General features: G+C 61.0%; 27 protein-coding genes. 20 read left to right on the plus strand and 7 right to left on the minus strand.

Annotation, left to right across the window (positions count from 1 at the left end; all coding sequences use genetic code 11):
• The first annotated feature begins 101 nt into the window (after positions 1-101).
• The 6 genes from ACP7D4_RS09605 to ACP7D4_RS09630 all read left to right on the plus strand — a co-directional run bounded on the left by ACP7D4_RS09605 (position 102) and on the right by ACP7D4_RS09630 (position 6,648).
• Positions 102-602, plus strand: a complete 501-nt coding sequence (locus tag ACP7D4_RS09605; RefSeq protein ID WP_426208832.1) for a hypothetical protein — start codon at positions 102-104, stop codon at positions 600-602.
• A gap of 654 nt (positions 603-1,256) precedes the next feature.
• The gene (locus tag ACP7D4_RS09610; RefSeq protein ID WP_426107164.1) at positions 1,257-1,823 is read left to right on the plus strand and encodes a DUF2889 domain-containing protein; all 567 of its coding nucleotides are present in this window, start codon (positions 1,257-1,259) and stop codon (positions 1,821-1,823) included.
• Positions 1,824-1,898: 75 nt separating this feature from the next.
• A complete protein-coding gene (gene sucC / locus ACP7D4_RS09615) occupies positions 1,899-3,068 on the plus strand; it encodes an ADP-forming succinate--CoA ligase subunit beta (RefSeq protein ID WP_426107162.1) in 1,170 nt (389 codons plus the stop codon).
• A gap of 15 nt (positions 3,069-3,083) precedes the next feature.
• Positions 3,084-3,965, plus strand: coding sequence for a succinate--CoA ligase subunit alpha (sucD, locus tag ACP7D4_RS09620; protein WP_426107160.1), 882 nt, complete (start codon positions 3,084-3,086; stop codon positions 3,963-3,965).
• 296 nt (positions 3,966-4,261) lie between these two features.
• Positions 4,262-4,822 (plus strand): FHA domain-containing protein, encoded by a 561-nt coding sequence (locus ACP7D4_RS09625; protein WP_426107158.1) that lies wholly within the window; start codon positions 4,262-4,264, stop codon positions 4,820-4,822.
• On the plus strand, positions 4,822-6,648 hold the full coding sequence (locus ACP7D4_RS09630) for a sulfatase-like hydrolase/transferase (protein ID WP_426208834.1): 1,827 nt from the start codon (positions 4,822-4,824) through the stop codon (positions 6,646-6,648). The genes ACP7D4_RS09625 and ACP7D4_RS09630 overlap by 1 nt, the downstream gene beginning before the upstream one ends.
• A 16-nt stretch (positions 6,649-6,664) precedes the next feature.
• Here the strand turns inward: ACP7D4_RS09630 and ACP7D4_RS09635 are convergent, their stop codons facing one another.
• A complete protein-coding gene (locus ACP7D4_RS09635; protein ID WP_426208835.1) occupies positions 6,665-7,081 on the minus strand; it encodes a pilin in 417 nt (138 codons plus the stop codon).
• Positions 7,082-7,186: 105 nt separating this feature from the next.
• Complete coding sequence (locus tag ACP7D4_RS09640) at positions 7,187-7,855, minus strand: pilin (protein WP_426208837.1); 669 nt, start codon at positions 7,853-7,855, stop codon at positions 7,187-7,189.
• A 35-nt stretch (positions 7,856-7,890) separates the two neighbouring features.
• Here ACP7D4_RS09640 and ACP7D4_RS09645 point away from each other — a divergent pair, with 35 nt between their 5' ends.
• Complete coding sequence (locus tag ACP7D4_RS09645; RefSeq protein ID WP_426208839.1) at positions 7,891-8,361, plus strand: hypothetical protein; 471 nt, start codon at positions 7,891-7,893, stop codon at positions 8,359-8,361.
• 11 nt (positions 8,362-8,372) lie between these two features.
• Here ACP7D4_RS09645 and moaC read toward each other — a convergent pair whose 3' ends face one another.
• On the minus strand, positions 8,373-8,873 hold the full coding sequence (gene moaC / locus ACP7D4_RS09650; protein WP_426107151.1) for a cyclic pyranopterin monophosphate synthase MoaC: 501 nt from the start codon (positions 8,871-8,873) through the stop codon (positions 8,373-8,375).
• A gap of 100 nt (positions 8,874-8,973) precedes the next feature.
• Here moaC and ACP7D4_RS09655 point away from each other — a divergent pair, with 100 nt between their 5' ends.
• Positions 8,974-10,563, plus strand: a complete 1,590-nt coding sequence (locus ACP7D4_RS09655; RefSeq protein WP_426209018.1) for a M48 family metalloprotease — start codon at positions 8,974-8,976, stop codon at positions 10,561-10,563.
• 52 nt (positions 10,564-10,615) lie between these two features.
• Here ACP7D4_RS09655 and ACP7D4_RS09660 read toward each other — a convergent pair whose 3' ends face one another.
• The 4 genes from ACP7D4_RS09660 to ACP7D4_RS09675 are packed head-to-tail and all read right to left on the minus strand — an operon-like array spanning position 10,616 to position 12,900.
• Entirely contained in the window at positions 10,616-11,248 is a 633-nt protein-coding gene (locus tag ACP7D4_RS09660) for a DUF2946 family protein (RefSeq protein WP_426107148.1), read from the minus strand.
• Positions 11,241-12,233: a YheT family hydrolase gene (locus tag ACP7D4_RS09665; RefSeq protein ID WP_426209019.1), complete on the minus strand. Its 993-nt coding sequence runs from the start codon at positions 12,231-12,233 to the stop codon at positions 11,241-11,243. Before ACP7D4_RS09665 ends, ACP7D4_RS09660 begins: the two co-directional genes overlap by 8 nt.
• 4 nt (positions 12,234-12,237) lie before the next feature.
• Positions 12,238-12,666, minus strand: coding sequence for a YybH family protein (locus ACP7D4_RS09670; RefSeq protein ID WP_426208840.1), 429 nt, complete (start codon positions 12,664-12,666; stop codon positions 12,238-12,240).
• A 39-nt stretch (positions 12,667-12,705) separates the two neighbouring features.
• Positions 12,706-12,900 carry a zinc-finger domain-containing protein gene (locus ACP7D4_RS09675; RefSeq protein WP_426107146.1) on the minus strand — a complete coding sequence of 65 codons (195 nt, stop codon included), beginning with the start codon at positions 12,898-12,900 and terminating at the stop codon, positions 12,706-12,708.
• Positions 12,901-13,023: 123 nt separating this feature from the next.
• Between ACP7D4_RS09675 and ACP7D4_RS09680 the strand changes: the two genes are divergently transcribed.
• The 12 genes from ACP7D4_RS09680 (at position 13,024) to ACP7D4_RS09735 (ending at position 25,709) form a co-directional block, all read left to right on the plus strand.
• Positions 13,024-13,773, plus strand: a complete 750-nt coding sequence (locus ACP7D4_RS09680; RefSeq protein WP_426107145.1) for an AzlC family ABC transporter permease — start codon at positions 13,024-13,026, stop codon at positions 13,771-13,773.
• Position 13,774: 1 nt separating this feature from the next.
• Positions 13,775-14,104, plus strand: coding sequence for an AzlD domain-containing protein (locus ACP7D4_RS09685; protein WP_426208842.1), 330 nt, complete (start codon positions 13,775-13,777; stop codon positions 14,102-14,104).
• Positions 14,105-14,169: 65 nt separating this feature from the next.
• Positions 14,170-15,375 carry a phosphoglycerate kinase gene (locus tag ACP7D4_RS09690; protein WP_426208843.1) on the plus strand — a complete coding sequence of 402 codons (1,206 nt, stop codon included), beginning with the start codon at positions 14,170-14,172 and terminating at the stop codon, positions 15,373-15,375.
• A 46-nt stretch (positions 15,376-15,421) separates the two neighbouring features.
• Entirely contained in the window at positions 15,422-16,870 is a 1,449-nt protein-coding gene (gene pyk, locus ACP7D4_RS09695; RefSeq protein WP_426107142.1) for a pyruvate kinase, read from the plus strand.
• 109 nt (positions 16,871-16,979) lie between these two features.
• Positions 16,980-18,044, plus strand: coding sequence for a class II fructose-bisphosphate aldolase (gene fba / locus ACP7D4_RS09700; protein WP_426107141.1), 1,065 nt, complete (start codon positions 16,980-16,982; stop codon positions 18,042-18,044).
• Positions 18,045-18,163: 119 nt separating this feature from the next.
• Positions 18,164-19,060, plus strand: coding sequence for a phosphoribosylaminoimidazolesuccinocarboxamide synthase (locus tag ACP7D4_RS09705; RefSeq protein WP_426208845.1), 897 nt, complete (start codon positions 18,164-18,166; stop codon positions 19,058-19,060).
• A 2-nt stretch (positions 19,061-19,062) separates the two neighbouring features.
• Complete coding sequence (gene purE, locus ACP7D4_RS09710; protein WP_426208847.1) at positions 19,063-19,584, plus strand: 5-(carboxyamino)imidazole ribonucleotide mutase; 522 nt, start codon at positions 19,063-19,065, stop codon at positions 19,582-19,584.
• Entirely contained in the window at positions 19,581-20,762 is a 1,182-nt protein-coding gene (locus tag ACP7D4_RS09715; protein ID WP_426208849.1) for a 5-(carboxyamino)imidazole ribonucleotide synthase, read from the plus strand. Before purE ends, ACP7D4_RS09715 begins: the two co-directional genes overlap by 4 nt.
• 2 nt (positions 20,763-20,764) lie before the next feature.
• Positions 20,765-21,796 carry an L-threonylcarbamoyladenylate synthase gene (locus tag ACP7D4_RS09720; RefSeq protein ID WP_426107207.1) on the plus strand — a complete coding sequence of 344 codons (1,032 nt, stop codon included), beginning with the start codon at positions 20,765-20,767 and terminating at the stop codon, positions 21,794-21,796.
• 196 nt (positions 21,797-21,992) lie between these two features.
• Entirely contained in the window at positions 21,993-23,345 is a 1,353-nt protein-coding gene (locus ACP7D4_RS09725; RefSeq protein ID WP_426107137.1) for an SGNH/GDSL hydrolase family protein, read from the plus strand.
• 244 nt (positions 23,346-23,589) lie between these two features.
• On the plus strand, positions 23,590-24,993 hold the full coding sequence (locus tag ACP7D4_RS09730; RefSeq protein ID WP_426208850.1) for an SGNH/GDSL hydrolase family protein: 1,404 nt from the start codon (positions 23,590-23,592) through the stop codon (positions 24,991-24,993).
• A 35-nt stretch (positions 24,994-25,028) separates the two neighbouring features.
• Entirely contained in the window at positions 25,029-25,709 is a 681-nt protein-coding gene (locus tag ACP7D4_RS09735; RefSeq protein WP_426208852.1) for an OmpW/AlkL family protein, read from the plus strand.
• Positions 25,710-25,883: the final 174 nt, after the last annotated feature.

A 25,883-nucleotide genomic window follows, 5' to 3' on the forward strand; every position in this document is an offset into this window, starting at 1 on the left:
GAGGGCGAGGCTAGATTATGAATCGCCGCTCGTCGTTTATACTCAGCACATAGCCTTGCTGCAACATCCGACTGACACTGTTAATTAACCCAGTGTTGCGCTTGGTATTTGAAACCGCCCCCTTTACGCCATTTCATCTCGGGCCAGGCGCCCTGTTCAAGGCCATCGGTGGCCGCCATGTCAGCTTCATGGTGTTTGGCGGAGCGCAAGTCCTGATGGATATCGAGCCGCTGATGGGTATCATCCAGGGCAAGCCAATCCTCCACGGCGCCACCCATACGCTGGCAGGCGCACTGCTTATTGGACTTGCGGCAGCGTTGGTCGGCAAGCCTGTCAGCACATGGGTCCTGCGTCTCTTGGCCATTGCGCACGCTCCGCTGACCTGGCGCGCTTCGTTTGCCGGCGCGCTGCTGGGCACTTTTTCCCACGTGGTATTGGATGCTGCGATGCATTCCGATATCAATCCATGGCGGCCTATCGCCAACGGCAATGGCCTACTCGGAATCGTTCCCATCGGCTCGCTTCACATCCTGTGCGTGGGGCTGGGCTGCGTGGGCGCTGTCGTGATTGCCATGCGTGCCTGGCATGATGGAAAAGCCTAGCGCGCTTTCGGCCTGTCGTCACATGGCCGGCTGGCGCGCCGGCCCTTGCGCTGATCGCGCTAATGAACGTTGTTGCTGCCGTTGCGGTAATCAAGGACGACTCGTGCACGACGCGGCAAAAGCTCATGCAGATCGCATTGACCTGGGTCGCGCCGATCGTGGGCGCCCCTGTCGTTCTCGCCGTCCACATTAAAATCTGGCAAGTCGATGGCAAATGGCCGCGCCAAAGACCGAGGTGGGGACGAAGGACCTGGCGCCGACGGCGCATTCGTGAAGTCCCTGTCCGAACTGCTTGACGATGACTGAACTTTCCCAAAAAGGCAGGCCGGCTGGTCGACGACGACAGGCGTGCGGATGCAATCCGGCGTCGTTTTCACGCCGCAGTATAAATACCGTAGTAGTTCTACGGGGGCCGCCTTGCACGCTACCTTTTTCGGTCCAGCGACCCGCTCTCCTGCCACCGATATCATTTTTTCGTCAACCGATGAAATTCTGACAATGTCAGACCAAATAATTCAAGTACGAGCCCGCTGTGATAGACTTTCGGGGTTTTAGCAGCGCCGCATGAGCGGTTGTTGTCGTAGAAGCTGCGGCAACGTGCAATAGCACACTGGCTGCATACTATTTACGCCGCATTTCCGGCATTGGTTCTTTATGCCCCTGTCTTCTCCCGTTCCCCGCGCGCTACGGCACACCCGCGCGATTCACATCGAAGCGTTCGCGCGCGATGACGGCCTGTGGGACCTCGACGCCCGTATCACCGACGTCAAGGTCCAGGACGTGACGCTCGCTTCCGGCCTGCGGCCCGGCGGCACTTTTCTGCATCACTTGAGCTTGCGCATTACCATCAACCGCGAACTGACCATTGTCGATGCCGAAGCCGCGTCCGATGCCGTTCCGTATCCCGGTTACTGCGACACCGTGAGTCCGGCCTACCGGCATATGATCGGGCTGAACCTGATGAAAGGTTTTCGTCTAGGCATCAAGGAGCGGCTCTCCGGCGTGCTAGGCTGTACTCACCTGACCGAACTGGCCAATATTTTGCCCACGGCCGCCATTCAAGCGTACGCCAACGACGTCATCAAGACGCGCGACGGCGATGGCGACGACCAGCTGCCGGACCGGCCGTTTCAGATAGACAAATGCCACGCCCTGCGCGCTGACGGCCCCGGCGTCGTCAAGTACTACCCGCGCTGGGCACCAAAAGCCGTACCCGAATAGCAGTCGCAGTCCCGTTTTTATCACGTACTTAAACCGTATTTCCACATTATCAGTATTAGAAGAAGGGAAGCCAGCATGAAAATCCATGAGTATCAGGGCAAAGAAATCCTCCGGCAATTCGGGGTGACGGTACCGCGCGGTATTGCGTGCATGTCGGTGGAAGAAGCCATCAAGGCAGCCAAAACGCTGGGCGGTCCGGTCTGGGTCGTCAAGGCGCAAATCCATGCTGGCGGTCGCGGCAAGGGCGGCGGCGTCAAAGTCGCCAAGTCGATGGAACAGGTCAAGGAATTTTCCGAGCAGATCATGGGCATGCAGCTCAAGACGATCCAGACCGGCCCTGAAGGCCAGAAGGTTCGCCGCCTGTTGATCGAAGAAGGCGCCGACATCCAGAAGGAACTGTACGTTTCCCTGGTTACCGACCGCATCAGCCAGAAGGTTGTGCTGATGGCGTCAAGCGAAGGCGGCATGGACATCGAGGAAGTGGCGCACGCCAACCCTGAAAAAATCCACCACATCGCCATTGATCCGTCGGTCGGCATCACCGACGACGAATGCAACGACATCGGCACCAAGATCGGCATTCCTGCCGCTTCGCTGGCCGACTTCGGCGTGCAGATGAAGGGTTTGTACAAAGCGTACTGGGAAACCGACTGCTCGCTGGCGGAAATCAACCCCTTGATCCTGACCGGTTCGGGCAAGGTGATCGCGCTCGACGCCAAGTTCAACTTCGACTCCAACGCGCTGTACCGCCAGCCGAACATCGTCGCCATGCGCGACCTGGACGAAGAAGATCCGGCCGAAGTTGAAGCATCCAAATTCGACCTGGCTTACATTTCGCTCGACGGCAACATCGGCTGCCTGGTCAACGGCGCCGGCCTTGCCATGGCGACCATGGACACCATCAAGCTGTTCGGCGGCGAGCCGGCCAACTTCCTGGACGTGGGCGGCGGCGCGACGGCTGAAAAAGTCACTGAAGCGTTCAAGATCATGCTGAAGAACCCGGGTCTGAAAGCAATTCTGGTCAACATTTTCGGCGGCATCATGCGCTGCGACGTCATCGCCGAAGGCGTGATTACGGCATCCAAAGCGGTGTCCCTGCAAGTGCCGCTGGTAGTGCGCATGAAGGGTACGAACGAGGACATCGGCAAGAAAATGCTGGCCGATTCCGGCCTGCCGATCATCGCCGCCGATACGATGGAAGACGCAGCCAAGGCCGTGGTCGCCGCCGCTGCTGGTAAAGCCTAATTCGAAGGAATAAATATGTCGATCCTGATCAATAAAGATACAAAAGTAGTCACCCAGGGAATTACCGGCAAGACCGGTCAGTTCCACACCCGCATGTGCCGCGAATACGCGAACGGCAAAGAGGCGTTTGTCGCCGGCGTCAACCCGAAAAAAGCGGGCGAAGACTTCGAAGGCATTCCTATTTTTGCCAGCGTCGCCGAAGCCAAGAAAGAAACGGGCGCCAACGTGTCGGTTATCTATGTCCCGCCTGCCGGCGCTGCCGCCGCGATCTGGGAAGCCGTCGAAGCCGAACTCGACCTGGCGATCTGCATCACCGAAGGCATTCCCGTGCGCGACATGATGGCGCTCAAGGACCGCATGGCCAAGGCCGGCTCCAAGACCTTGCTGCTGGGCCCTAACTGCCCAGGCTTGATCACCCCTGACGAAATCAAGATTGGCATCATGCCGGGCCATATTCACCGCAAGGGCCGCATCGGCGTGGTGTCGCGTTCGGGCACCTTGACCTATGAAGCAGTCGGCCAGCTGACCGCCCTCGGTCTGGGCCAGTCGTCGGCGGTAGGCATCGGCGGCGACCCAATTAACGGCTTAAAGCACATCGATATCATGCAAATGTTCAACGACGATCCGGATACCGACGCGGTCATCATGATCGGCGAAATTGGCGGTCCTGACGAAGCCAACGCGGCTTACTGGATCAAGGACAACATGAAAAAGCCGGTAGTCTGCTTCATCGCCGGTGTCACGGCTCCTCCCGGCAAGCGCATGGGCCACGCCGGCGCGCTGATCTCGGGCGGCGCCGATACCGCGCAAGCCAAGCTGGACATCATGGAAGAATGCGGCATCAAAGCCACCAAGAATCCGTCGGAAATGGCGCGCTTGTTGAAAGCGATGCTGTAGTCAGTCGAGCAGTGCACTGAGTAAATAGAAGGGGAGCGAAAGCTCCCCTTTTTGCATGGTGCTTACCTTATTGGGCGATGCACCACGCGCAGTTACATAGACCTGTTGCGCATAGCTTTCAAATAACGCGATGCGGACGATCCGAGGTGCTCATGCTGAACACTACTCTTCCCGACTCGCCGTAGCGATTGCCCTCGCTTCCCGCGCGTCGTTAGCTTGTGGCTGAGGGGAAAAATAGTTGATAATGGGGAAAATGTTCGCTGTTTGTGTGTGTTCGGCAGTTCCGGAGAATCGTTGTGGCAAAAATTATCATCACGTCCGAGGGGCAATTTGTCCGCGAGGTAGAGCTCGTCAAGGAGCGCGTTACGATCGGGCGCAAGCCGCACAATGACGTGACGTTGGACGACCGTGCTGTCAGCAGTCAGCATGCGACCATTTCCCTGATGCTCGACGATGCCATCCTGGAAGACCTGGACAGCACTAATGGCACCCTGATCATGGGCGAAAAGATAACGCGGCGCACGCTCAAGGATGGCGACAAGATTACGATCGCCCATTTTGTGCTGGAGTATCTCGCGACGCCTCCCAAGCTGGCGCCGTCGGGCTTTGTCGAAGTGCTGAACGGCGCGCACGCCGGGAAAAAAATTCAGCTCACCAAGCCCTTGACCACCGTCGGCAAGCCTGGTGCGTCGGTTGTCGCCATTACCTGTTCCGGCGGCGCGTTTTCCGCGTCGCGCATCGATGGGGAACTTGGTCCTACGGTCAATGGCGGTGTTCTCGGGGATGCCTCGCTGCGCCTGTCCCATGGCGACGTGATCGACCTCGGCGGCACGCGCATGGTTTTCATGAGCAACTGATGATGACGCGCCGCGCTTACTTCGTCGTCGAACTGCTGCTATGGTTTGCGGCGCCGCTTGTGTTTCTTACCGTTTATGTCACTCACTACCATTATCCAGCGGTAGTCATTCTCGAACACCTATACCCGATTGCGCTGATCACCGCCTTTGGCATGCTGTTCCGGCTAATCCTGCAGCGTCTGATTCCCTGGCGCGCGCTTGCGCAGGCCGTCAATACGGTCTTTTGCGTGTCGGTGCTGAGTCTGTTGATCGCCTACTATGCACTCGTGCTGTCGGGTTTGAAATCATGGGGTAAGGTGATCAGTGAAGAACTGATTGGCGCGTATGCACAGCAGGCTGGCGGCCTTTGCGAATCCATGGGGCTGTCGTTTCCTGGCGTGGTTGCTGGCTTAGTGTTCGTGTGGGCGATGCTGGCGGGCCTGCACTATGCAGTCAGTCGCCGCTTTGAACCGCTTAAACAGACTGCACCATCGCGCTATCCGCGGTCACTTGTTACCGTGCTGCTTGTTTGCGCTGCGCCATTCCCACTGCACCGGTTGTTGGATTACACGCTCCTTACGCACGCCGGCTCGCAAGAACCGTTTTACCTGACGCTCCATTCAGGGAAATTGCCAGTTGACGGTGTCGATCCAACCATCCATTACAACGACACGTACTCTGTGCAGGAAAAGGAGGCGCGCCTTAAGTACAGCGTTAATCCGCAAGCATATCGCCGCAACGTGGTGCTCATCGTCGCCGATGCCTTGCGCGCCGACCACCTTGCCGTCTATGGTTATGAGCGGCCCACCAGTCCTTGGCTAACGCAGCAGGTAGCGCTGGGCCAGCTGCAACGCTATGATAATGTTCACAGCGTCTGTAGCGAGTCCAACTGCGCCATGGCCGGGCTGCTAGCGTCGCGCTACGTCCCGCAACTGCCAAGCGATCCGTTCACGCTGCCACAGGTGTTAAAGCTGCATGGCTACAAAATCGTGATGATCCTTGGCGGCGACCAGACAAATTATTACAACAAGCGTTCTTTGTTCGGCAAGGTGGACGACTATTACGATGGGTCCATGGCCAGCGGCTACTACATGAACGATGACAGCTTCGTTACCGAGAGAACCAAGCAACTGCCGGAGTGGAATGGCAAGCCGACAATGCTGCAATTTCATCTGATGTCGGCGCATTTGCTCGGCAAGCGACTTGACGCTTTTAGCAAGTGGACGCCTGTCAAAAGTTACGGTGGCAAGACGAGGGGAGAGCCCGAGCCGCAGTACACCAACTTTTATGACAATGGGGTACTGCAGTACGATGACTTTTTGCGCCAGATCCTTGAGACGCTGCGGGCCAAAAAATACCTGGATGATGCGATCGTCATCGTGACGTCCGATCACGGCGATAGCTTGGGTGACCGAGGGATATTTTCCCACGCAAAAAATGTTCATGAAGCCTTGATCCACATTCCACTGCTGATGTCCGGACTTGGGGCGGTCCCGACGTCCTTGGCTGTCAAACCTTTTATTTCGCAAATTGACATCGCGCCGACTGTATTGAACGAGTTGGACATGGCGGTACCGGCAACTTGGGTCGGCACCCCGATGCACGCGACGCTGGAAGCTGGCCGCAACAAGGAGCTGATCTTATTTAAACAGTTCGAATTTGCCGGGGTCTTTGATGGCAGGGAGCCCGGCAAGCTGTGGAAATACTGGCTGAACAACTACTCGAAGGAAGAGTTCGTGTATCGATTGGACCGCGATCCAGAGGAAAAGGCGAATGTGCTTTGGCAAGCACCACCGGAGTTGCTACAACAATGGCGCGCGCGGGTTGTACCGGCACTAGCGAAGTAGGCGCAGGAGGGCTACTTTATTCCGTAGGACAGATGACGTGCGCACCAACTGCTATCTGTGGAGCGGTGGTGCTGCAAGTCCAGACGCCGTCTACATCGCGCGCGAGCGTGATCAAGGTACCGTCGACAATAGTCGGGCCACCCTTAACGCTGCAAACGAGTTTAGCGCTTCCGTCTGGCTGGACCTCCAGCGTGTTAGTGCAATGAGATGTTTTGCTGGCAATGGTTACATCCTTCAGCCCGGGTTTGTTGCCGGCAACAATGCTCTCTTCAATTTTGGTCCTGCCCCAGTGCATTTCTGCATGGGCGGCATTCCACTTCGTTCTGCCAACATAGTTTGTGTACTGGGGGATTGCAACCGCTGCCAAGATCCCGATGATGGCTACCACGATCATCAGTTCAATCAGTGTAAATCCTTCTTGTTGGGTGCGCATGACGGACTCTCGTAAATACTGCTCATAGAAATAAAAACACCCCGTTCACATCTGCTCACGGGGTGTTTCGTCTTACTGAGGTGCCCCCCGAAGGGGCTTACTTAATTAAGAACCTTTGCAAGGGCCACCAGCAGTTGGATCTTTGCCGACGTATTTCTGCTTGACGGTCGTGGTGCACGCCCATGCGCCACCGTTCGACGACGTTGCGTCGGCCGTGCGGGTCATCGTGATGCTACCTGGATTAACGGTCGAAGGGCCGCCGAGGATTGCGCAAACAATGGTGCCAGCGCCGCCCGAGCCGCCAGTGACGCTAACGGTGCAGTTCGAGGTAGGCGATTTGAGACCGGTGTACGATACCTGCCACGCGCCTTGAGTATCGAGCATTTTTGTATCGATCCCAACCTGGCCGGCGGAAACTTCGGTATAGGCGGCAGCCCACTTGGCTTTAGCAACATAATCCTGGTATGCAGGAATGGCAACGGCAGCCAGAATACCGATAATGGCAACGACGATCATCAATTCGATCAGCGTGAAACCTTTTTGAGCCTGTTGCTTGTATTGTGCGAATTTCATAAATCCTCCGGTGGTGGTTTGTACGGCGAGTGGTGAATCGAATTTTTTCCTGCTGAAATAACATAGAGCAACATGTGTGCCAGACGCCAAACCTGTTCGATCGTAGAAATCTGTATAAAATATGGCAATTATGGCGGGCGAAAATGCCCGCCACTTGACCTGTGGCGCAAAAACTGTCGGTGCCGCTTCAAAAATTGGCACTAATGTTTGTGCTTCGGTAATGAGATGACCAAATTATGGAAGTAATTTCGCTGGCGGCGGCAATCACCCTGACGGAATGGAGCGAGCGCACGTTTTGGCGCCGATTCACGGAGGGTACGATCAAGAAGGAAAGTCGCAATGGCAAGGCGGTGATCCGCTTTGCGTCCATTCGCGACAATTTGTGCCTGCCGCTCAATGCCGACGATATGCTGCTCCTTGAACTGGCGGACGGCGGCGATGCTGGCGCGCAAACCGAGTTGGCGCTGCACTTTCTCGACCATCGCAAGCCCAAAGGCGCACTGGCGTGGCTGGGCTTGGCAACCAAGCAAGATGATGCGAACGCCATGTACTTTCTTGGGCGCTGCTATATAGATGGCGGCAGCAGGGATATCGAGCGCGATGAAAACCTCGGCCTGATGTGGGTGGCCAAGGCCGCCTGCCACGGCAGCGGCCTGGCAATTGCCGTCATGGAATCGATCCGCGAGCGAATCGGCGCGCCTGGCTGATTGCGCGCTGATTATTCCAGCGGCAAAGCGTTCCAGTCGCCGGACTTGCCACCATGCTTTTCCAGCACCCGCACATTGGTCATCACCATGCCGCGGTCGACCGCTTTGCACATGTCGTAAATGGTCAGCAGGCCTACTTGCACGGCCGTCAGCGCCTCCATCTCCACCCCTGTTTTGCCTATCGTTTCCACTTGTGCGCGGCAATGGACGCTGTTACCGGCCTGGTCGATCTCGAACTCGACCGCTACGCGTGTGATGGCCAGCGGATGACACAAAGGAATCAGGTCGCTGGTGCGCTTGGCGCCCATGATGGCGGCGATCCGGGCAATGCCCAGCACATCGCCTTTTTTTGCGTTGCCCGACGCGATCAGGGCCAGCGTGGCGCTCTGCATGCGGATGGTGCCGGCGGCAACGGCAATGCGGTGCGTGTCGCCCTTGGCGGCCACGTCTACCATATGGGCCTGGCCGGTGGCGTCGAAGTGGGTCAATTGCTCGTTGTTGGTGTCAGTCATAGCGTCAGGGGTAATATTTTGTTTCCGGCCGGGAGCGGGGCTGCGCCGGCGCGGAGGATACGGTTATCATAGCATCGTGAAAACGAAAACCCCTCCAGCCATGGCGGTTCGCCAACGCCGCCGCACCCGCCACCTATTGCTGTGCGGCGCCTTCCTTGCCGGCTGTTGCGGCCCGGCCGCGCAGGCGTGGGGCCAGATCCGCGCGGACGCGCCCGCGCTGCCTGTGCTGGGCGACGCGGCGCGCGGCGACCTGTCGCCAGTCATGGAACGCAAGCTGGGCGAAGAAATCATGCGCGACATCCGGCGCGACATCGATTTTCTCGACGACGCGCCCATCCTCGAATACCTGAACACCTTCGGCAGCGGGCTGGTCGCATCGCACCCCGGCGCGCGCGGCGAAACCAATGCCGACTACTATTTTTTCGCCGTGCGCGACAGCCAGCTCAACGCCTTTGCCTTGCCTGGCGGCTTCATCGGCGTGCACTCGGCGCTGCTGCTGGCCGCGCAGACCGAGTCCGAGCTGGCCTCGGTGCTGGGACACGAAGTAGGCCACGTGGCCCAGCGCCACATCGCCCGCATGATCGGCCAGCAAAAGCAAGACGCCTTGATTCCGCTGGCGGCCATGGTGCTGGCGGCCTTGGCCGCGCGCGGCAGTGGCGACGCGGCAATGGGCGTGATGGCCGGCGGGCAAGGCCTGGCCATTCAGCGCCAGCTCAATTTCACGCGCGAGGCTGAGCGCGAGGCCGACCGCGTGGGCTTTCAGATCATGTCCGAAGGCGGCTACGATACGTCCGGCATGGTCGCTTTTTTCGGGCGCCTGCAAACGGCCAGCCGGGCCTATTCGGATCTGATGCCCGCCTCGCTGCGCAGCCACCCGCTGACCTCGGAGCGCATTGCCGACATCCAGGCGCGGATTCGCGACGTGCCGTACCGCCAGCATGTCGACAACCTTGAATTTCAGCTGATCCGGGCCCGTGCGCGCGTGCTGCAAGACGGCAGCACGCAAGGCCTGGCCGAGGCCACAGCCGCGTTTGAATCGCAGCAGAAATCGCAGAACCGCCAGCAGCAAGTGGGCGCGCAGTACGGCCTGGCTTTCGTGGCGCTGAAAAGGGACCAGCTGCCCCAGGCGCAGGCGATGCTCGACAGGGCGCGCGCCACCTTGCGCCGTACTGAAGGTGCGTTTTCGACGGGGCAGGCGGGATCCGACGGCGCCGCCGTGTTTGCCGCGCTGGCGCTCGATATCAAGCTGGCTCCAGGGCAAAGCGCTGCCGTCAAGTTGCAGGGACTCAAGGACGCCGAACTGGCGCATCAGCAATTTCCGCTGGCGCGCGGCCTGGCTTGTCAGTACGCCGATGCATTGATCCTCAATGGCAAGCCGGACGAAGCCACGCGCTTTTTGCGCGAGCAAGTCTTGCAGTACCGGGAGGAGCCGAAATTGCATGAGTTGTTGAGCAAGGCGTATGCCGCGCAAGGAAAGCAAGCCTTGCAGCATATCGCGCTTGCCGAGCAGTACGCGCTCAGCGGTGGCAAGCAGGCGGCGCTCGATCAGCTGGCCATTGCGCGCAAGGCGGGCGATGCATCGTTTTACGACATGGCGCTGATCGATGCGCGCGAGCGTGAACTCAAGACGCTGCGGCTGGAGGAAATCAAGGAAGCGAAAAAGGCGGGCAGGCCTGACGAGGGGCGGTGACTTGGGATGGGTCGGTAGGTCTGGCGCTTATCCGACCTACGCCCCACGCTCCTCACTGCGGCGCGGTCACATTACCTGAATGGTCGTTCGCGTTGCTGGGGGGTGCCGGCAAGCGCGTGAAATGCAAGCGCTCAGGCACGTCGGCGCGTTTGATGGGCTCGACGGGAATGGACTGCTCCCTGTAGCGCAGCACCAGCTCGCCTTGGCCGTTCTCCAGCCACGCCATCAAGGCTTCGTCGGATGCTGCGGCGCCGTTCATTTCCAATGCCGTCATCAGCTGCGCCACATCACGGTCATCCACTTGCGCGACTTTGCCCCCGCAATCGACTATCAGCTCACCGGTCTCGGTCATGAACACGCGCTCGAGATGGACGACCGATTCGCCCGTCTGCAACACCAGCCCATGCTCGGGATCGGTGCGCGCAATGAACGGCGTTGCTTCCAAATTCAGGTACACCCGCTGCGGCCCATTCTGGAAATACCAGCAGCCGCGCTCATCCACAGCATAGTTGCGGTTAATAAAACCCAGCAGTGCAAGCTGGATCACCTTGTCGCCGGCCAGCCCCAGGTGCTGGGCGCGCTCGTCGCGCATGCGCCAGGCGCCGCGCGCATCCAGCGCCAGCCAGCCGTAGCAGTGCGGAACGTCCGGCCACTTGACCATGGCTTTTTTTACGATGTCATCCATGGCGCTCAGCTTCGCATAGTTCACCTGGCGCAGGCGCGCGCGACGGCGATGTGCCTTCAAGGAAGTGCAGCAGTTTGCGCGGCAGCCAGTCGAGCCGGCCGGGCACGCCGCCATTGGCGAACCCGACATGACCACCGTGCGCCGGGTAGTCCAGCGTCACCGCGCGCGAAGCGCTGGTCGGCAAGTGTACGCCGGGCAAAAACGGGTCGTTGCGGGCATTTAACACCAGCGTGGGAACGGTGATGTCGCCCAGCACGTGCTTGGCGCTGGCCCGGTTCCAGTAGTCGTCGGTATCCTTGTAGCCGTGCAGCGGCGCGGTCACGACATTGTCGAACGCGTACAGGTCGCGCGCATTGATCAGCGCATCGCGGTCGAACAAGCCGGGAAACTGGTCCAGCTTGGCCAGGCATTTCGGCTTGAGCGATTTAAGGAAATTGCGCGTGTACACCATGTTCAAGCCCGTTCCCAGCGATTCGCCGCCGCGCGCCAGGTCGAGCGGGGCCGACACTGCGCACGCGGCGTCGACAAAGTCGGCCTGGTGCTGCGACTCGCCCAGCCAGCGCAGCAGCGCATTGCCGCCCAGCGAAACGCCGGTGGCGTACAGCTTGCCGCCGGCGCGCTGGCGCAGGCGGCGCAAGATCCAGTCGACTTCCAGCGCGTCGCCGGAATGATAAAAGCGCGGCGCCAAATTCAGTTCGCCCGAGCAGCCGCGAAAATGCGGGATCGCGCCCGACCAGCCGCGCGCGGCCACGGCCGCCATCAGGGCGCGCGCATAGTGGCTGTCCGACGAGCCTTCCAGTCCGTGAAACAGCACCACCATCGGCTGGCCCGGTTCGCCGTCGACGAAATCGACATCGACAAAGTCGCCGTCCTGCGCATCCCAGCGCTCGCGCCGGAAAGCGACGGGCGGCTTGGCAATGCACAGGGCAGGGTAGATGGTCTGCAGGTGGGCGCCGGGCAGCCACAGTGGCGCGCTGTAATCCACGCGTTCAGTGCAGGCTGCTGCCCACGTGCTCGATGGCAGGCGCGGCGCCGGGCGCCACCGACACATGGTGCAGCACCATGCGCCAGCCGCGCGGGGTTTTCATGTACACATTGGTGGCGACCAGGTGCGCCGGTTCGTCGCCGGCGGTTGAGGTGACGCCCTCGATCACGGTATGCACCGAGCTCATCAAGTTATTTGTCTCGTACAGCCGGGACGGGTGGATTTGCAGGCCGCCCCGTTCCAGAATCGCTTCCCATGCCGTCTGGATGGCCACATGGCCGTGCAGGCGCGGTCCGCCCGGGTGAATGCAGACAATTTCCTCGTCCTCGGCCCAGAGCGCCATCAGCGCCTCGACGTCGGCCCGATTCAGTGCTTCGTAGAACGCGGCTTCAACTTCGGCCGCGCTGCCATTCATCTGTTTGACTTTCTTCATGCTGTCTCCGGGCGAAGCAGGGCAGGGCAGGTGCCGCGTTTAGTGGTGAGAGAGGACGGTGCCTGGCTTGAGGCGGTACTCGGTGCCGCAGTACGGGCACTTGGCCAGGCCATCGTGGCCAAAATCGAGGAACACGCGCGGATGCGACGACCACAGCGGCATGGCCGGGTTCGGGCAGTGGGCGGGCAGGTCCTTGTCGCCCAGTTCAACCGCAGGCAGCTTTTTGTCGTTCATGAATTCTCCGTCAGGCTATGCAAAACCACGATTTTAGTCGATTCCGGCAGCTTGCCGGAATGATCGGTAAAATAGTGGCACTCACCACGATGTAATTTTTGCATCACTCTTGAATTGCACCGCATGCCCGATCCCCGTTCCTCGCTGTCGCAGGAAAACCACATTCCCGTCCGCCTGGCGGACGAAGACCCGGCCATGTGGCGCGAGGGCTTCAAGGCTGGCGCGCCAACCCTGTTCGGCATCGCCGCCTGGGGCATGGTGGTCGGGGTTGCCCTGATCAAGGGCGGCTTGACGCTGAATCAGGCACTCGGCATGACGCTGCTGGTCTTCGCCGGGACCGCCCAGCTGGCCTCGCTGCCCCTGATTTTTGCCAACGCCCCGATCTGGGTGGTGTTTGCCACCGCACTTGTCGTCAACTTGCGTTTCGTGATTTTTTCGGCCTTGCTGGCGCCGCATTTCGCTCACTTGCCGTGGTACAAGCGTTTGCTGCTCGGTTACACGGCCGGCGACATCACCGTCAATATTTTCCTCCAGCGCTTTCCGACCGAGGCGCCCGCCGTGGGCAAGGTTTCCTACCTGAAGGCCTTGCTGATTCCTAACTGGCTGGCCTGGCAAGTCGGTTCGCTGGCCGGCATCTTTTTGGGCAGCACTGTGCCAGCCGCGTGGGGTCTGGGTTTCGCCGGCACCCTGGCCATTTTATGCATCCTGGTGCCCACCATGCTGACCAGCGCCGCGCTGTGCGGTGTGGTGGCCGCCAGCGCCACGGCGGTGCTGGCCTATGGCTTGCCATACAAACTGGGCATGCTGCTCGCCGTCGTGGTGGGCATGGTGGCCTCGATGCTGGTTCAGGAATTGATCGAAAGGAAAAATTGATATGTCTGAACTGGACATCTGGATCACCATTGTTGCGCTCGTGGTAGCCACGGCAATTGCGCGCAGTTCGTTCTGGCTGGTGGGCCACCACATCACGATCCCGCCTCGGGTGCAGGAAATGCTGCGCTACGCGCCCGGTTGCGCACTGGCGGCGATTATCGCGCCGGAACTATTGATGACAACCGACGCCCATCCGGTGTTTAGCCCGCTGAACATCAAACTGGCCTCCGCCGTGGCGGCCGGAATCTATTACCTGTTGCGTAAAAGTATGCTTGAAACCATCATTTTCGGCATGGCAGTGTTCACCATTCTACGTATCTGGCTGATGTAAGTATTTCATGCGGTGCTTGCGGTAAAATAGCGTTCTTTCATTATTTGACTCGTGGATACCCGCCCATGCACGCTGTTTTGAACTTTACCCGTTTGCAAGACCTCATCGACCAGAACGCCCTCGCCGGCAAGCGCGTCTTCATTCGCGCCGACCTGAATGTGCCGCAGGACGATGCCGGCAAGATCACGGAAGATACGCGCATCCGCGCTTCCGCACCGGCCATCGCCGCCGCCCTCAAGGCGGGCGCCGCCGTCATGGTCACCTCGCACCTGGGCCGCCCGACCGAAGGCGAATTCAAGCCGCAAGACAGCCTGGCGCCGGTCGCCGCGCGCCTGTCCGAGTTGCTCGGCCAGCCGGTGGAACTGAAGCAAGACTGGGTCGACGGCGTCGATGTCGCGCCGGGCCAGGTTGTGTTGCTGGAAAACTGCCGCGTCAACAAGGGTGAAAAAAAGAATAGCGACGAGCTGGCCCGGAAAATGGCCAAGCTGTGCGATATCTACGTCAATGACGCCTTCGGCACCGCCCACCGCGCCGAAGCGACCACCCACGGCATCGCCAAGTTCGCGCCCATCGTGTGCGCCGGCCCCTTGCTGGCCGCCGAACTTGACGCGCTGGGCAAGGCGCTGGGTGCACCGGCCCGTCCCTTGCTGGCCATCGTGGCCGGGTCCAAGGTGTCGTCCAAGCTCTCGATCCTCAAGGCACTGGCGGACAAGGTCGACAACCTGATCGTCGGCGGCGGCATCGCCAACACGTTCATGAAGGCCGTTGGCCTGAACATCGGCAAGTCGCTGGTCGAAGCCGAACTGGTGACGGAAGCCAAAGCCATCATCGACATGATGGCCGCGCGCGGCGCCACCGTGCCCATTCCGGTCGACGTGGTGTGCGCAAAAGAATTTTCGCCAACCGCGGTGGCCACCGTCAAGGCTGTGGCCGACGTGCAAGACGACGACATGATCCTCGACATTGGCCCGAAGACGGCAGCGACGCTGGCCGCGCAAATTGCCAAGGCCGGCACCATCGTCTGGAACGGCCCGGTCGGCGTGTTTGAATTCGACCAGTTCGGCGAAGGCACCAAAACGCTGGCGTTGGCCATTGCCGACTCCAATGCGTTCTCGATTGCAGGCGGCGGCGACACGCTGGCCGCCATTGCAAAGTACGCGATCACCGATAAAATCGGCTACATCTCTACGGGTGGCGGCGCCTTCCTCGAGTTCCTCGAAGGTAAGACCCTGCCAGCGGTTGAAATCCTGCTGCAGCGCAGTTCCCAGTAATTCCACAGCGCAGCCCTCTGGCTGCGCTTTTACTTAAAGGATAGCTATGTATCGTGGTACCAAGATCGTCGCAACCATCGGACCGGCATCGACCGATTTCGATATTCTCGTTCGCATGATTCAGGCCGGCGTTGACGTCGTGCGCCTGAATTTTTCCCACGGCAAGGCGCAAGACCATATCGACCGGGCTGCCCTGGTACGCAAGGCCGCGGCCCAGTGCGGGCGCGAAGTGGCGATCATGGCAGACATGCAGGGTCCGAAGATCCGCGTTGGCAAGTTTGAAGAAGGCAAGATTCAGCTCGAAAATGGCGACAAGTTCATTCTCGACGCCAAGTGGGGCGACGACGGCGAACTGGGCAACCAGGAACGCGTGGGCCTGGACTACAAGGCGCTGCCGCGCGACGTGCGCACCGGCGACAAGCTGCTGTTAAATGATGGCTTGATCGTGCTCGTGGTCGAGCGCATCGTCGGCCATGAAATCTTCACCGTCGTTAAAGTTGGTGGCGAGCTGTCCAACAACAAGGGCATCAACCGCCAGGGCGGCGGCTTGACCGCGCCGGCGCTGACGGCCAAGGACATGGAAGACATCAAGACGGCCATGAGTTTCCAGGCCGACTATCTGGCGATTTCGTTTCCAAAAAGCGCGACCGACATGGAAATGGCGCGCCAGCTGGCCAACATCGCCGGCGAGCAATACCATCACAAACCGATGATGATCGCCAAGATCGAGCGCGCCGAAGCCATTCCTGTGCTGCAGGAAATCCTGGACGCGTCGGACGGCATCATGGTCGCCCGCGGCGACTTGGCCGTGGAAGTAGGCAACGCCGCCGTGCCGGCGCTGCAAAAGCGCATGATCCGCATGGCGCGCGCCTCCAACAAGCTGGCCATTACGGCCACGCAAATGATGGAGTCGATGATCGTCAACGCCGTGCCGACCCGCGCCGAAGTGTCGGACGTGGCCAACGCCGTGCTGGACGGCACCGACGCCGTCATGACCTCGGCCGAAACCGCTTCCGGCCGCTATCCGGTTGAAACGGTGGAAATGATGGCGGCCATCTGCGCCGAAGCCGAGCAGTCCGAATACAACAAGCTCGACGCCGACTTCCTCAATGCGCGGTTTACCCGCATCGACCAGTCGATCGCCTACGCTGCGTTGTTTACGGCGCACCACTTGCGCGTCAAAGCCATCGTGGCGCTGACCGAGTCCGGCTCGACCGCTTTGTGGATGAGCCGCCACAGCATCGACACGCCGCTCTTCGCGCTGACCCCGATTACCACAACCCAGCGTAAAGTAGCCCTGTACCGCAACGTGCGCGCCTACCACCTGATGCAGTCGGGCGACAGCGCACAGGTGCTGCGCCAGGCGGAAGACTTGATGGTGGCCAAAGGAATCGTCAAAAAGGGTGACATGATCGTCGTCACTTGGGGCGAGCCGATGGGGCAGGTAGGCGGTACCAATGCACTGAAGATCGTGCGCGTCGGTGAATTTGATTAATTGAAAGCGGGCGGCGCCGACCAGGCGCCACCGGCGATTGCTGCAAGAACTGCGCGCATCCCGCGCTTCCTGGGCAACACTGGTTTCTTATTGTTTTTGGAGTATTACTATGGCTCTCGTATCTTTGCGTCAATTGCTGGACCATGCTGCTGAAAACGGCTATGGCTTGCCTGCGTTTAACGTCAACAACCTTGAACAGGTGCAGGCCATCATGGCTGCGGCTGACGCGGTCAACGCACCGGTCATCATGCAAGCGTCTGCGGGCGCGCGCAAGTATGCCGGCGAAGCGTTCCTGCGCCACCTGATCGAAGCGGCCGTCGAAGCGTATCCGCACATCCCGGTTGTCATGCACCAGGATCACGGCCAGTCACCGGCGGTGTGCATGACGGCAATCCGCTCCGGCTTCACTTCGGTAATGATGGACGGCTCCCTGGAAGCGGACGGCAAGAGCGTTGCCTCGTACGAATACAACGTGGAAGTCTCGCGTGAAGTGGTCAAGTTTTCGCACGCGATTGGCGTGACGGTCGAAGCGGAACTGGGCGTGCTCGGCTCGCTCGAGACCATGAAGGGCGACAAGGAAGACGGCCACGGCGCCGAAGGCACCATGACGCGCGAGCAACTGCTCACCGACGTGGCCCAGGCCGCCGACTTCGTGCAGCGCACCCAGTGCGACGCGCTGGCCATTGCCATCGGCACCTCGCACGGCGCCTACAAGTTCACCCGCAAGCCGACCGGCGACATCCTGGCCATCGACCGCATCAAAGAAATTCACGCGCGCATCCCGAACACCCACCTGGTGATGCACGGCTCGTCGGCAGTACCGCAAGAATTGCTGGCCATGATTCGCGAATTTGGCGGCGACATGAAAGAGACCTACGGCGTGCCGGTTGAAGAAGTGCAGGAAGGCATTCGCCACGGCGTTCGCAAGATCAACATCGACACCGACATTCGCCTGGCGATGACGGCAGCGGTGCGCAAGTACATGTTCCAAAATCCGGGCAAGTTCGATCCGCGCGACTTCTTGAAGCCGGCGCGCGAGGCGGCTACCGACATTTGCAAGGCGCGTTTCCTGTCGTTTGGCTGCGAAGGCCAAGCTGCCAAGATCAAGCCGATCACCATGGAAAAAATGGCCGAGCGCTACGTCAAGGGCGAGCTGTCGCAAATCGTCAAGTAACAATCGTCAAGCAACAATCGTCAAGTAACAATCGTCAAGTAACAATCGTCAAATAAGCTCTCTACCACGCATCAACCTCGCGCCCTCCGGGGCGCGTTTTTACCTGTACAAGGAAACACATGTCTGGCGTTCTCGAAACAAACCTGAAGTCCCTGCCATTTTTGCACCGCGGGAAAGTGCGCGACATTTACGCCGTGGGCGACGACAAGTTGCTGGTCATCCAGACCGACCGCCTGTCCGCCTTTGACGTCATCCTGAATGAGCCGATCCCTGAAAAGGGCAAGATTCTGACGGCCATGTCCAACTTCTGGTTCGCCAAATACAAAGACTTGATGCCCAACCACGATACCGGCATCGATCCGGTATCGCTGGTCTCGCCGGACGAGCGCGCACAAGTTGACGGCCGCGCCATCGTGGTCAAGAAAATGACGCCGCTGGGGATCGAAGCGATCGTCCGTGGCTACCTGATCGGTTCGGGCTGGAAAGATTACCAAAAGACGGGCAAGGTGTGCGGCATCGACTTGCCAGCCGGCCTGCAGGAAGCGCAAAAGCTGCCGCAGGTATTGTTCACACCGTCGACCAAGGCTCCGGCCGGCGCGCACGATGAAAACATCTCCTTCGAGCAAGCCGAACAGATCGTCGGCGCCGACATCGCGCGCCAGGTGCGCGACTACGCCGTGCAGCTGTACACCGCCGCCGCCGAATACGCGGCCACGCGCGGCATCATCATTGCCGACACCAAGTTCGAATTTGGCCTTGACGAGCACGGCACGGTGCACCTGATCGATGAAATTCTCACGCCCGACTCGTCGCGCTTCTGGCCAATGTCGAGCTACCAGGTCGGCATGTCGCCGCCGTCGTACGACAAGCAGTTTGTGCGCGACTATCTGGAAACGCTGACCGACTGGAACAAGGCCGCGCCGGCCCCGACCGTGCCAAGCGAAGTGATCGCCAACACCCGCGCCAAGTATCTTGAGGCGCTGGAACTGTTGACCGGCGTCACGCTGAAGGGTTGATGATGAGCGCAACGGTATCCGCTTTAACGTCGGCAACAACAGCACCGTTGGTCGGCATCGTCATGGGTTCCTCGTCCGACTGGGAAGTCATGCAGCACGCTGTGAACATCCTCAAGGATTTCGGCGTCCCTTTCGAAGCCCAGGTGGTGTCGGCCCACCGCATGCCTGACGATATGTTCGCCTACGCCGACAGCGCCCGCGCGCGCGGGCTGCGCGCCATCATCGCCGGCGCCGGCGGCGCGGCCCACCTGCCCGGCATGATTGCCGCCAAGACCATCGTGCCCGTGTTGGGCGTGCCGGTGCCGTCGCGCTATCTGTCGGGCAAGGATTCGCTGCTGTCGATCGTGCAAATGCCCAAGGGCATTCCCGTGGCCACCTTCGCCATCGGTGAAGCCGGCGCGGCCAACGCCGCGCTGGCCGCCATCGCCATGATCGCCTGCACCGACGAGGCCCTGGCCGAAAAACTCCAGCAATTTCGCCTGCAGCAAACCGCCGCTGCCAGGGCCATGACGTTGCCGGTATGACGGCCCCGCTTGCTCCTTTTCTGCCGCCTGCGCAGCTGGGCGTGATGGGCGGCGGCCAGCTTGGCCGCATGTTCGTGCACGCGGCCCAGGCCATGGGCTTCAAGGTGACGGTGCTGGAGGCGGCGCCCGACAGTCCTGCCGGGCAAGCCGCCGACAGCCTGATCGCCGCCGATTACAGCGACGCGCAGGCGCTGGCCCAGCTTGGCCAGTCGTGCGTTGCAGTCACGACCGAATTTGAAAACGTCCCCGCTGCCAGCTTGGAACTGCTGGCCAATCACGCCTTTGTGGCGCCGGCGGCGTCCTGCGTTGCCATCGCCCAGGACCGGATTGCCGAAAAACATTTCCTGGCCGCTTGCGCAGCGCGCTCCGGCGTGCCGCCGGCGCCGCACATGACCATTGCCGCGCCCGCCGACATCGACGCCATCCCTGACCTGCTGCTGCCCGGCATCCTGAAAACAGTGCGCATGGGCTATGACGGCAAGGGCCAGAGCGTGGTGCGCACGCGCGGCGATGTGCGCGCGGCATTCGCCACCATGGACGGCGTGACCTGCCTGCTGGAAAAGATGCTGCCGCTGGCGTACGAGGTGTCGGTACTCACCGCGCGCGGCTTTGACGGCGCATCGGTGGTCTACCCGATTGCCGAAAACGTGCACCGCGACGGCATCCTGTTCACCACCACCGTGCCCGGTCCGAATGTGGCGGCCGATTGCGCGGCCGCAGCGCAGCAGGCGGCGCGCGTTATCGTCGAAGAACTTGGCTACGTAGGCGTGCTGTGCATCGAATTTTTTGTGCTGACCGACGGTACGCTGGTGGTCAACGAAATGGCGCCGCGGCCGCACAACAGCGGCCACTACACGATGGACGCCTGCGTGACCAGCCAGTTCGCCCAGCAAGTGCGCGCCATGGCGCGCTTGCCGCTAGGCGAGGTGCGCCAGCATTCGCCGGCCGTCATGCTCAATATTTTGGGCGACATCTGGTTTGCGGACGGCGCCGCCGCGCCGCGCGAACCGGACTGGGCAAAATTGCTGGCGCTGCCAGGCGCTTGCCTGCACTTGTATGGCAAAGAGCAGGCGCGGCCAGGGCGCAAGATGGGCCATGTGACCTTGATTGCGCCCACGCTGGCCCAGGCCCAGGCCCAGTTGGTGGCGGCCTGCGCCATTCTCGGCATCGCGCCGTGAGCATGGACCTGGACCAGCCGCTTGACCTGGCCGCGATCGCTGCGGCCGCGCGCCTGCTGGAGCAGGGCCGTCTGGTGGCCTTGCCGACCGAAACCGTCTACGGCCTGGGAGCGGACGCCGAAAATCCGGCCGCGGTGGCCCGCATCTACGCGGCCAAGGGCCGCCCGCAAGACCATCCCGTCATCGTCCACCTGGCCCCCGGCGCCGACCTGGCGCACTGGGCGAGCGAGATTCCCCCGGAAGCGCACCAGCTCGCTGCCGCCTTCTGGCCCGGGCCGCTGACCATGATTCTCAAGCGCGCGCCGCACATTCCCGACGCCGTCTCCGGTGGCCAGGACACGGTTGGCCTGCGTTGCCCGTCGCACCCGGTCGCCATCGCGCTGTTGCAAGCATTCAAGGGCGGCAAGGGTGGGGTGGCGGCGCCATCGGCCAACAAGTTCGGCAACGTCAGCCCGACCACGGCGCGCCATGTGCGCGATGAATTTGGGGCCGACGGCAGTATTGATGCCGTGCTCGACGGCGGTCAAAGCCAGGTGGGCATCGAATCGACGATTGTCGACCTGTCACGTTTGGCTTCCCACGGGCCAGTTCTGTTGCGTCCTGGCCACATCAGTGCGGAAGCCATCGGCGCCGTGATTGGCCGCTTGCCGGCCGCGCCTGACGCCCAGGCGCCGCGCGCGTCGGGCACGCTCGAGTCGCATTACGCACCGCACACGCCAGTGGCCATGCAGAACAGTGCCGCGCTGGCGGCAACGCTGGCGCAGCTCGACGTTGCCGGACGTAGCGTGGCGTTGATCCATTATTCGGACTTCAGCCCCGTGCACGCCAGCGTTCGCCTGCCGCTGACTCCGGAAGGTTTTGCCTATGCGCTGTATGCCGCGCTGCGCGCCATGGACCATGCCGGGGCCGAGCTGATCCTGGTTGAAGCGCCGCCGCAGGGCGCCCAATGGCTGGGCGTGAACGACAGACTGAGGCGCGCCGCCTATGGTTCCACCACAATTGTGCAGGGACTGTTAAATAACACTGTCTCCTGACTGTCCGCGCTGCCGCCGGTTGCTATAATCGATTTCATCGCGCCCAGGGGCACGGGCTGGCGAGGGTCGATGTTGCATCGAACTGACGTCGCCAAAGTTTATTTCTATACAAGCGTGTAGAAGACTGGCATATTAGCTGAGTTGCGAATAGCACGCGCGTTCGTTTTAACACCAAAAATTTTATTCAGGAGACATAATGCGTCAAACCAATTTTGCGCTGGCTTTGCTTACGGCAGCCATTCTTTCGGCATGCGGCGGCAGCAGCAACGACACCGCTCCAGCCCCGGCAGCCAAACCGAAATTCCTCGCGCAGGTCAATTTTGGCGACAGTCTGTCCGACGCCGGCACCTACAAGGTTGGCGCGATCGCTCAACTGGGCGGCGGCAAGTACACCATCAACGGCGACCTGACCGCGACCAACGCTGCGCTCAATGGCAAGATCTGGCCAGAACTGGTCGCTGCCCAACTCGGCCTGCCGGCGCCCTGCGCTGCGCAAACCGGGCTCGAAGGCACGGGCACCGGCTTCAATGTTCCTGTCATCAATTACCCACTGTGCAATAACTACGCACAGGGCGGCTCGCGCGTTACCGTCGCTGAAGGGCCTGGCAACAAGCTCTACACGCCAACGCTGGGTCAGCTGACGCGGCCTGTCACGGAACAGATCGATCGCCACCTGGCGAAAAACGGCGGCAAGTTCAGCGGCACCGAAGTCGTTTTCGTGATGGCCGGCGGCAATGACGCCCTGCAACTGCTGAGCAACCTGAGCACCGCATCGACCGCCGCTGGTGGCCAGGCGTACGCCAAGTCGCTGGTCCCGGCGCTGGCAGCGGGCACCACCAACCCGGCAACGGCGGCAGGCACCATTTCCACCGCGTTCACCGCCGAACTCGGCCGCGGCGGCACCTTGCAAGCCGCCACCACCAACGCCATCGGCGCTGCCTACCAGCTGGGTTTCCGTACCGTCATCGATCCGGCAGTCAACACGCCAATCGTCGACAAGGCCAAGGCTGATGCCGCCGCCGCTGGCGCCGCCTATGGCGCTGCCAATGGTCCTGCGCAAGTGACCGCAATGAGCCAGGCCGGCGCTGACGAAGCAGCACTGATCCGCACCAAGATCCTTGCAAAAGGCGCCAAGTACGTTGTCGTCAACAACCTGCCTGACCTGGGCAGCAGCCCATTCGGCAAGGCCCTTGGCGTGTCGAGCCCATCGAGCCTGACGCTGGTCAACGGCATGGTCGGCGCCTTCAATCTGGCGTTGCGCGCCGGCATTGATGGCCTTGAGGCTAACGTCGTCTACGTTGACCTGTTCACCGTCAGCGCCGACCAGGTTGCCAATCCGTCGAATTACGGCATCTCCAACGCGGCAGCGCCGGCATGCCTGGCCACCAATGCACTCGGCGGTACTTCGCTGGTATGCAATGGCAAAAACCTCGTTGCCGGCGACGTCAGCCACTATCTGTTCGCAGACGGCGTGCACCCGACCCCGTTCGGCAGCTCGCTGATCTACAAGGCGACGACCGATGCAATGGTCGCGCGCGGCTGGCTGTAAGAGATTTTGAAGCCGCCTGGTCGTGACGACAGGCGATGCGCTAAAGGCTGCCCGGTTCAACACCAGGCGGCCTTTTTTTATGCCGGGGCGGGTCGCGCCAGCGGCACAATTCAAACTGGCATGTTTGAACAAATGGATTGTCACAAAAGCGCAAGACGAAAGCGTCATCCCGAATTAGTCTGGCATCCTTGGCAACGGGTCCAGTTCCGAGCAATCGTTTAAAAACACATAATTAGGAGATAGAATGCGTCAAACTCATTTCGCGCTGGCCATGTTGACGGCTGCCGTGCTCAGCGCTTGCGGCGGCGGCAACGGCACCAGTCCAGAAGAACAAAAGCTGGCCACCACGTTCAGCTCCATGGTGTCGTTCGGCGACAGCTTGTCCGACGTTGGCACGTATGCGGTGGGTAGCATCAAGCTGGCCGGCGGCGGCAAGTTCACCATCAATGGCGACAACACGGCCACCAGCGCCACGCTGACGGGCAAGAATTGGACCGAGCTGATGGCCAAGCAATTCGGCCTGCCGGCGCCGTGCGCCGCCCAGACCGGGCTGGACGGCAATGCCGCGGCCGGCTTTTCGGCGGCCGTGCTCGATCACCCGGAATGCCTGAGCTACGCCCAGGGCGGCGCGCGCGTGAGCAATCCTTATGGTCCCGAGAACAAAGTCACCGGCTCTGCGTTTGGCTTCTTGACCAAGCCGGTCGTGGAACAGGTCACGCGCCACCTGGCCAAGGCTGGCGGCAAGTTCAGCGGCACCGAAGTGGTGTTCGTCACCGCCGGCGGCAACGATGCCCTGGCGCAGCTCGGACAAATGCAGGCGGGCGCCAAGGCTGCGGGCGAGGCGGCGGGCGCTGCGGAAGGCGCCAGAGTGGCGGCCGAAACCTTCGTCACCACGCTGGTGAGCTTGCTGGCCCAGACCGCCGACAATCCGCAAACCGCAGGCCAGGCGATCGGCACGGCCGTCGCCATTGAATCACAGAACCCCGCGCGCACCACCCAGAGCATCATTAACGTGGCTGTCGCTAACGCCATGGCCCAGCCGGGCGCAACTGAATTGCAAGATCCACTGGTGGCAGGTTCAATCGTCGCCAAGTCGCAGACAACGGCAGAAGCTGCCGGGGCCGCCGCCGGCCTGGTGGCGGGCCAGAAGGCGGGCGCCGCCTACGCTGCGGCCCAGGCCCCGGCGATGGTCGCGGCAATGGGCGTGGCCGGCGCCGAACTGGCCGGCATCGTCAAGACGATGATTGTGGCCAAGGGTGCCAACTACGTGGTCGTCAACAACCTGCCGGACCTGGGCGGCTCGCCGGCCAGCAAGGCCCAGGATGCGGCCACGCAGACATTGATCAAGACGATGGTGACGACGTTCAACACGCAGCTCAAGGCGGGCGTGGCCGGGGAAGCGAAGGTGGTGTATGTCGATCTGTGGGCGACCAGCCACGACCAGATCCTCAATCCTGCGCCTTACGGTCTGACCAATACCAGCACGGCTGCGTGCACGGTCAAGTCGCTCGTTTGCACCGGCAAGACCTTGATCACCGGCGACGTCAGCCACTTTATGTTTGCCGACGACGTGTTGCCCACGCCGTATGAAAACACGCTGATCGCCAAGTATGTGGCCGAGCAAATGATCCTGAAAGGCTGGCTGTAAGCCACCGCCCCACCTACAAGAATTTCGGAGAAAAAATGAAAATACGTTTGCATAGTGCTGTTTCCGTGCTGGCCGCCGTTGCCGCGATGGCTGCCTCGTCGGGCGCGTTGGCGCAGGCTGAGGGGCAGTGGGCTATCAAGGCCGGGGTGGGCAAGATCACGCCCAAGGTCGAGAGTGGCGACGTCAGCGCGCCAGCGCTGCCGGGCAGTAAAGCGGCGATCAGTGCCGATACGCAGCCGGTGTTTGCGGTGGCCTACGGCGTGACCGACAACCTTACCGTCGAGCTTGACCTGGGGCTGCCGTACAAGCACAAGATATTGGGCGCGGGCGCCATCGAAGGCGTGGGCGTGCTGGGGACGGTCAAGGCTTTGCCGCCGACGCTGTTTGTCTACCACCGGTTCTATGAGCCGGAAGCGCGTTTCCGGCCGTACTTGGGCGTGGGCGCAACCTATGCTTATTTTGCAGATGAGACGGGCTCGGGCAAGTTGACGACGCTGAGCGATATTGGCGGTCCGCCGACGACGTTTTCGCTGAAGAACAAGTTCGCTGCGACGCTGCAGGTGGGATTGATCGTCAACATCAACAAGAAGTGGTTTGTAGACGGAAATATCAGCAAGACGTGGCTGAAGACGAAGGTGTCGTTTTCGTCGGGGCAGACGCAGGATATGACGCTCAATCCGCAGGCGGTGACGCTGGCGCTGGGGTACAAGTTTTAGATAATCAAATCTAGAGAAGTGCGACGGAGAAGCCGCTCAGCCACAAGCTGGGCGGCTTTTTTTCGCGCCCGGCTCCTGTTTGTTGCCGATCCCAAATTCGTCCGGCCGCACGCGTCACTTATGACACTGCTACTAGCCAGAAACTTTCTTAGGAAAAGCCTGAACCAAAGAATT

Source organism: Massilia sp. TWP1-3-3, assembly GCF_049897805.1.
GTDB lineage: Bacteria > Pseudomonadota > Gammaproteobacteria > Burkholderiales > Burkholderiaceae_D > Telluria_A.

Bases quoted from the DNA above. Each gene is read 5' to 3' on its own strand.
- ACP7D4_RS09610 (WP_426107164.1), top strand. From the start codon at position 1,257: ATGCCCCTGTCTTCTCCCGTTCCCCGCGCGCTACGGCACACCCGCGCG.
- sucC (WP_426107162.1), top strand. From the start codon at position 1,899: ATGAAAATCCATGAGTATCAGGGCAAAGAAATCCTCCGGCAATTCGGG.
- sucD (WP_426107160.1), top strand. From the start codon at position 3,084: ATGTCGATCCTGATCAATAAAGATACAAAAGTAGTCACCCAGGGAATT.
- ACP7D4_RS09630 (WP_426208834.1), top strand. From the start codon at position 4,822: ATGATGACGCGCCGCGCTTACTTCGTCGTCGAACTGCTGCTATGGTTT.
- ACP7D4_RS09635 (WP_426208835.1), bottom strand. From the start codon at position 7,081: ATGCGCACCCAACAAGAAGGATTTACACTGATTGAACTGATGATCGTG.
- ACP7D4_RS09645 (WP_426208839.1), top strand. From the start codon at position 7,891: ATGGAAGTAATTTCGCTGGCGGCGGCAATCACCCTGACGGAATGGAGC.
- moaC (WP_426107151.1), bottom strand. From the start codon at position 8,873: ATGACTGACACCAACAACGAGCAATTGACCCACTTCGACGCCACCGGC.
- ACP7D4_RS09655 (WP_426209018.1), top strand. From the start codon at position 8,974: ATGGCGGTTCGCCAACGCCGCCGCACCCGCCACCTATTGCTGTGCGGC.
- ACP7D4_RS09660 (WP_426107148.1), bottom strand. From the start codon at position 11,248: ATGGATGACATCGTAAAAAAAGCCATGGTCAAGTGGCCGGACGTTCCG.
- ACP7D4_RS09670 (WP_426208840.1), bottom strand. From the start codon at position 12,666: ATGAAGAAAGTCAAACAGATGAATGGCAGCGCGGCCGAAGTTGAAGCC.
- ACP7D4_RS09675 (WP_426107146.1), bottom strand. From the start codon at position 12,900: ATGAACGACAAAAAGCTGCCTGCGGTTGAACTGGGCGACAAGGACCTG.
- ACP7D4_RS09680 (WP_426107145.1), top strand. From the start codon at position 13,024: ATGCCCGATCCCCGTTCCTCGCTGTCGCAGGAAAACCACATTCCCGTC.
- ACP7D4_RS09685 (WP_426208842.1), top strand. From the start codon at position 13,775: ATGTCTGAACTGGACATCTGGATCACCATTGTTGCGCTCGTGGTAGCC.
- ACP7D4_RS09690 (WP_426208843.1), top strand. From the start codon at position 14,170: ATGCACGCTGTTTTGAACTTTACCCGTTTGCAAGACCTCATCGACCAG.
- pyk (WP_426107142.1), top strand. From the start codon at position 15,422: ATGTATCGTGGTACCAAGATCGTCGCAACCATCGGACCGGCATCGACC.
- fba (WP_426107141.1), top strand. From the start codon at position 16,980: ATGGCTCTCGTATCTTTGCGTCAATTGCTGGACCATGCTGCTGAAAAC.
- ACP7D4_RS09705 (WP_426208845.1), top strand. From the start codon at position 18,164: ATGTCTGGCGTTCTCGAAACAAACCTGAAGTCCCTGCCATTTTTGCAC.
- purE (WP_426208847.1), top strand. From the start codon at position 19,063: ATGAGCGCAACGGTATCCGCTTTAACGTCGGCAACAACAGCACCGTTG.
- ACP7D4_RS09715 (WP_426208849.1), top strand. From the start codon at position 19,581: ATGACGGCCCCGCTTGCTCCTTTTCTGCCGCCTGCGCAGCTGGGCGTG.
- ACP7D4_RS09720 (WP_426107207.1), top strand. From the start codon at position 20,765: ATGGACCTGGACCAGCCGCTTGACCTGGCCGCGATCGCTGCGGCCGCG.
- ACP7D4_RS09725 (WP_426107137.1), top strand. From the start codon at position 21,993: ATGCGTCAAACCAATTTTGCGCTGGCTTTGCTTACGGCAGCCATTCTT.
- ACP7D4_RS09730 (WP_426208850.1), top strand. From the start codon at position 23,590: ATGCGTCAAACTCATTTCGCGCTGGCCATGTTGACGGCTGCCGTGCTC.
- ACP7D4_RS09735 (WP_426208852.1), top strand. From the start codon at position 25,029: ATGAAAATACGTTTGCATAGTGCTGTTTCCGTGCTGGCCGCCGTTGCC.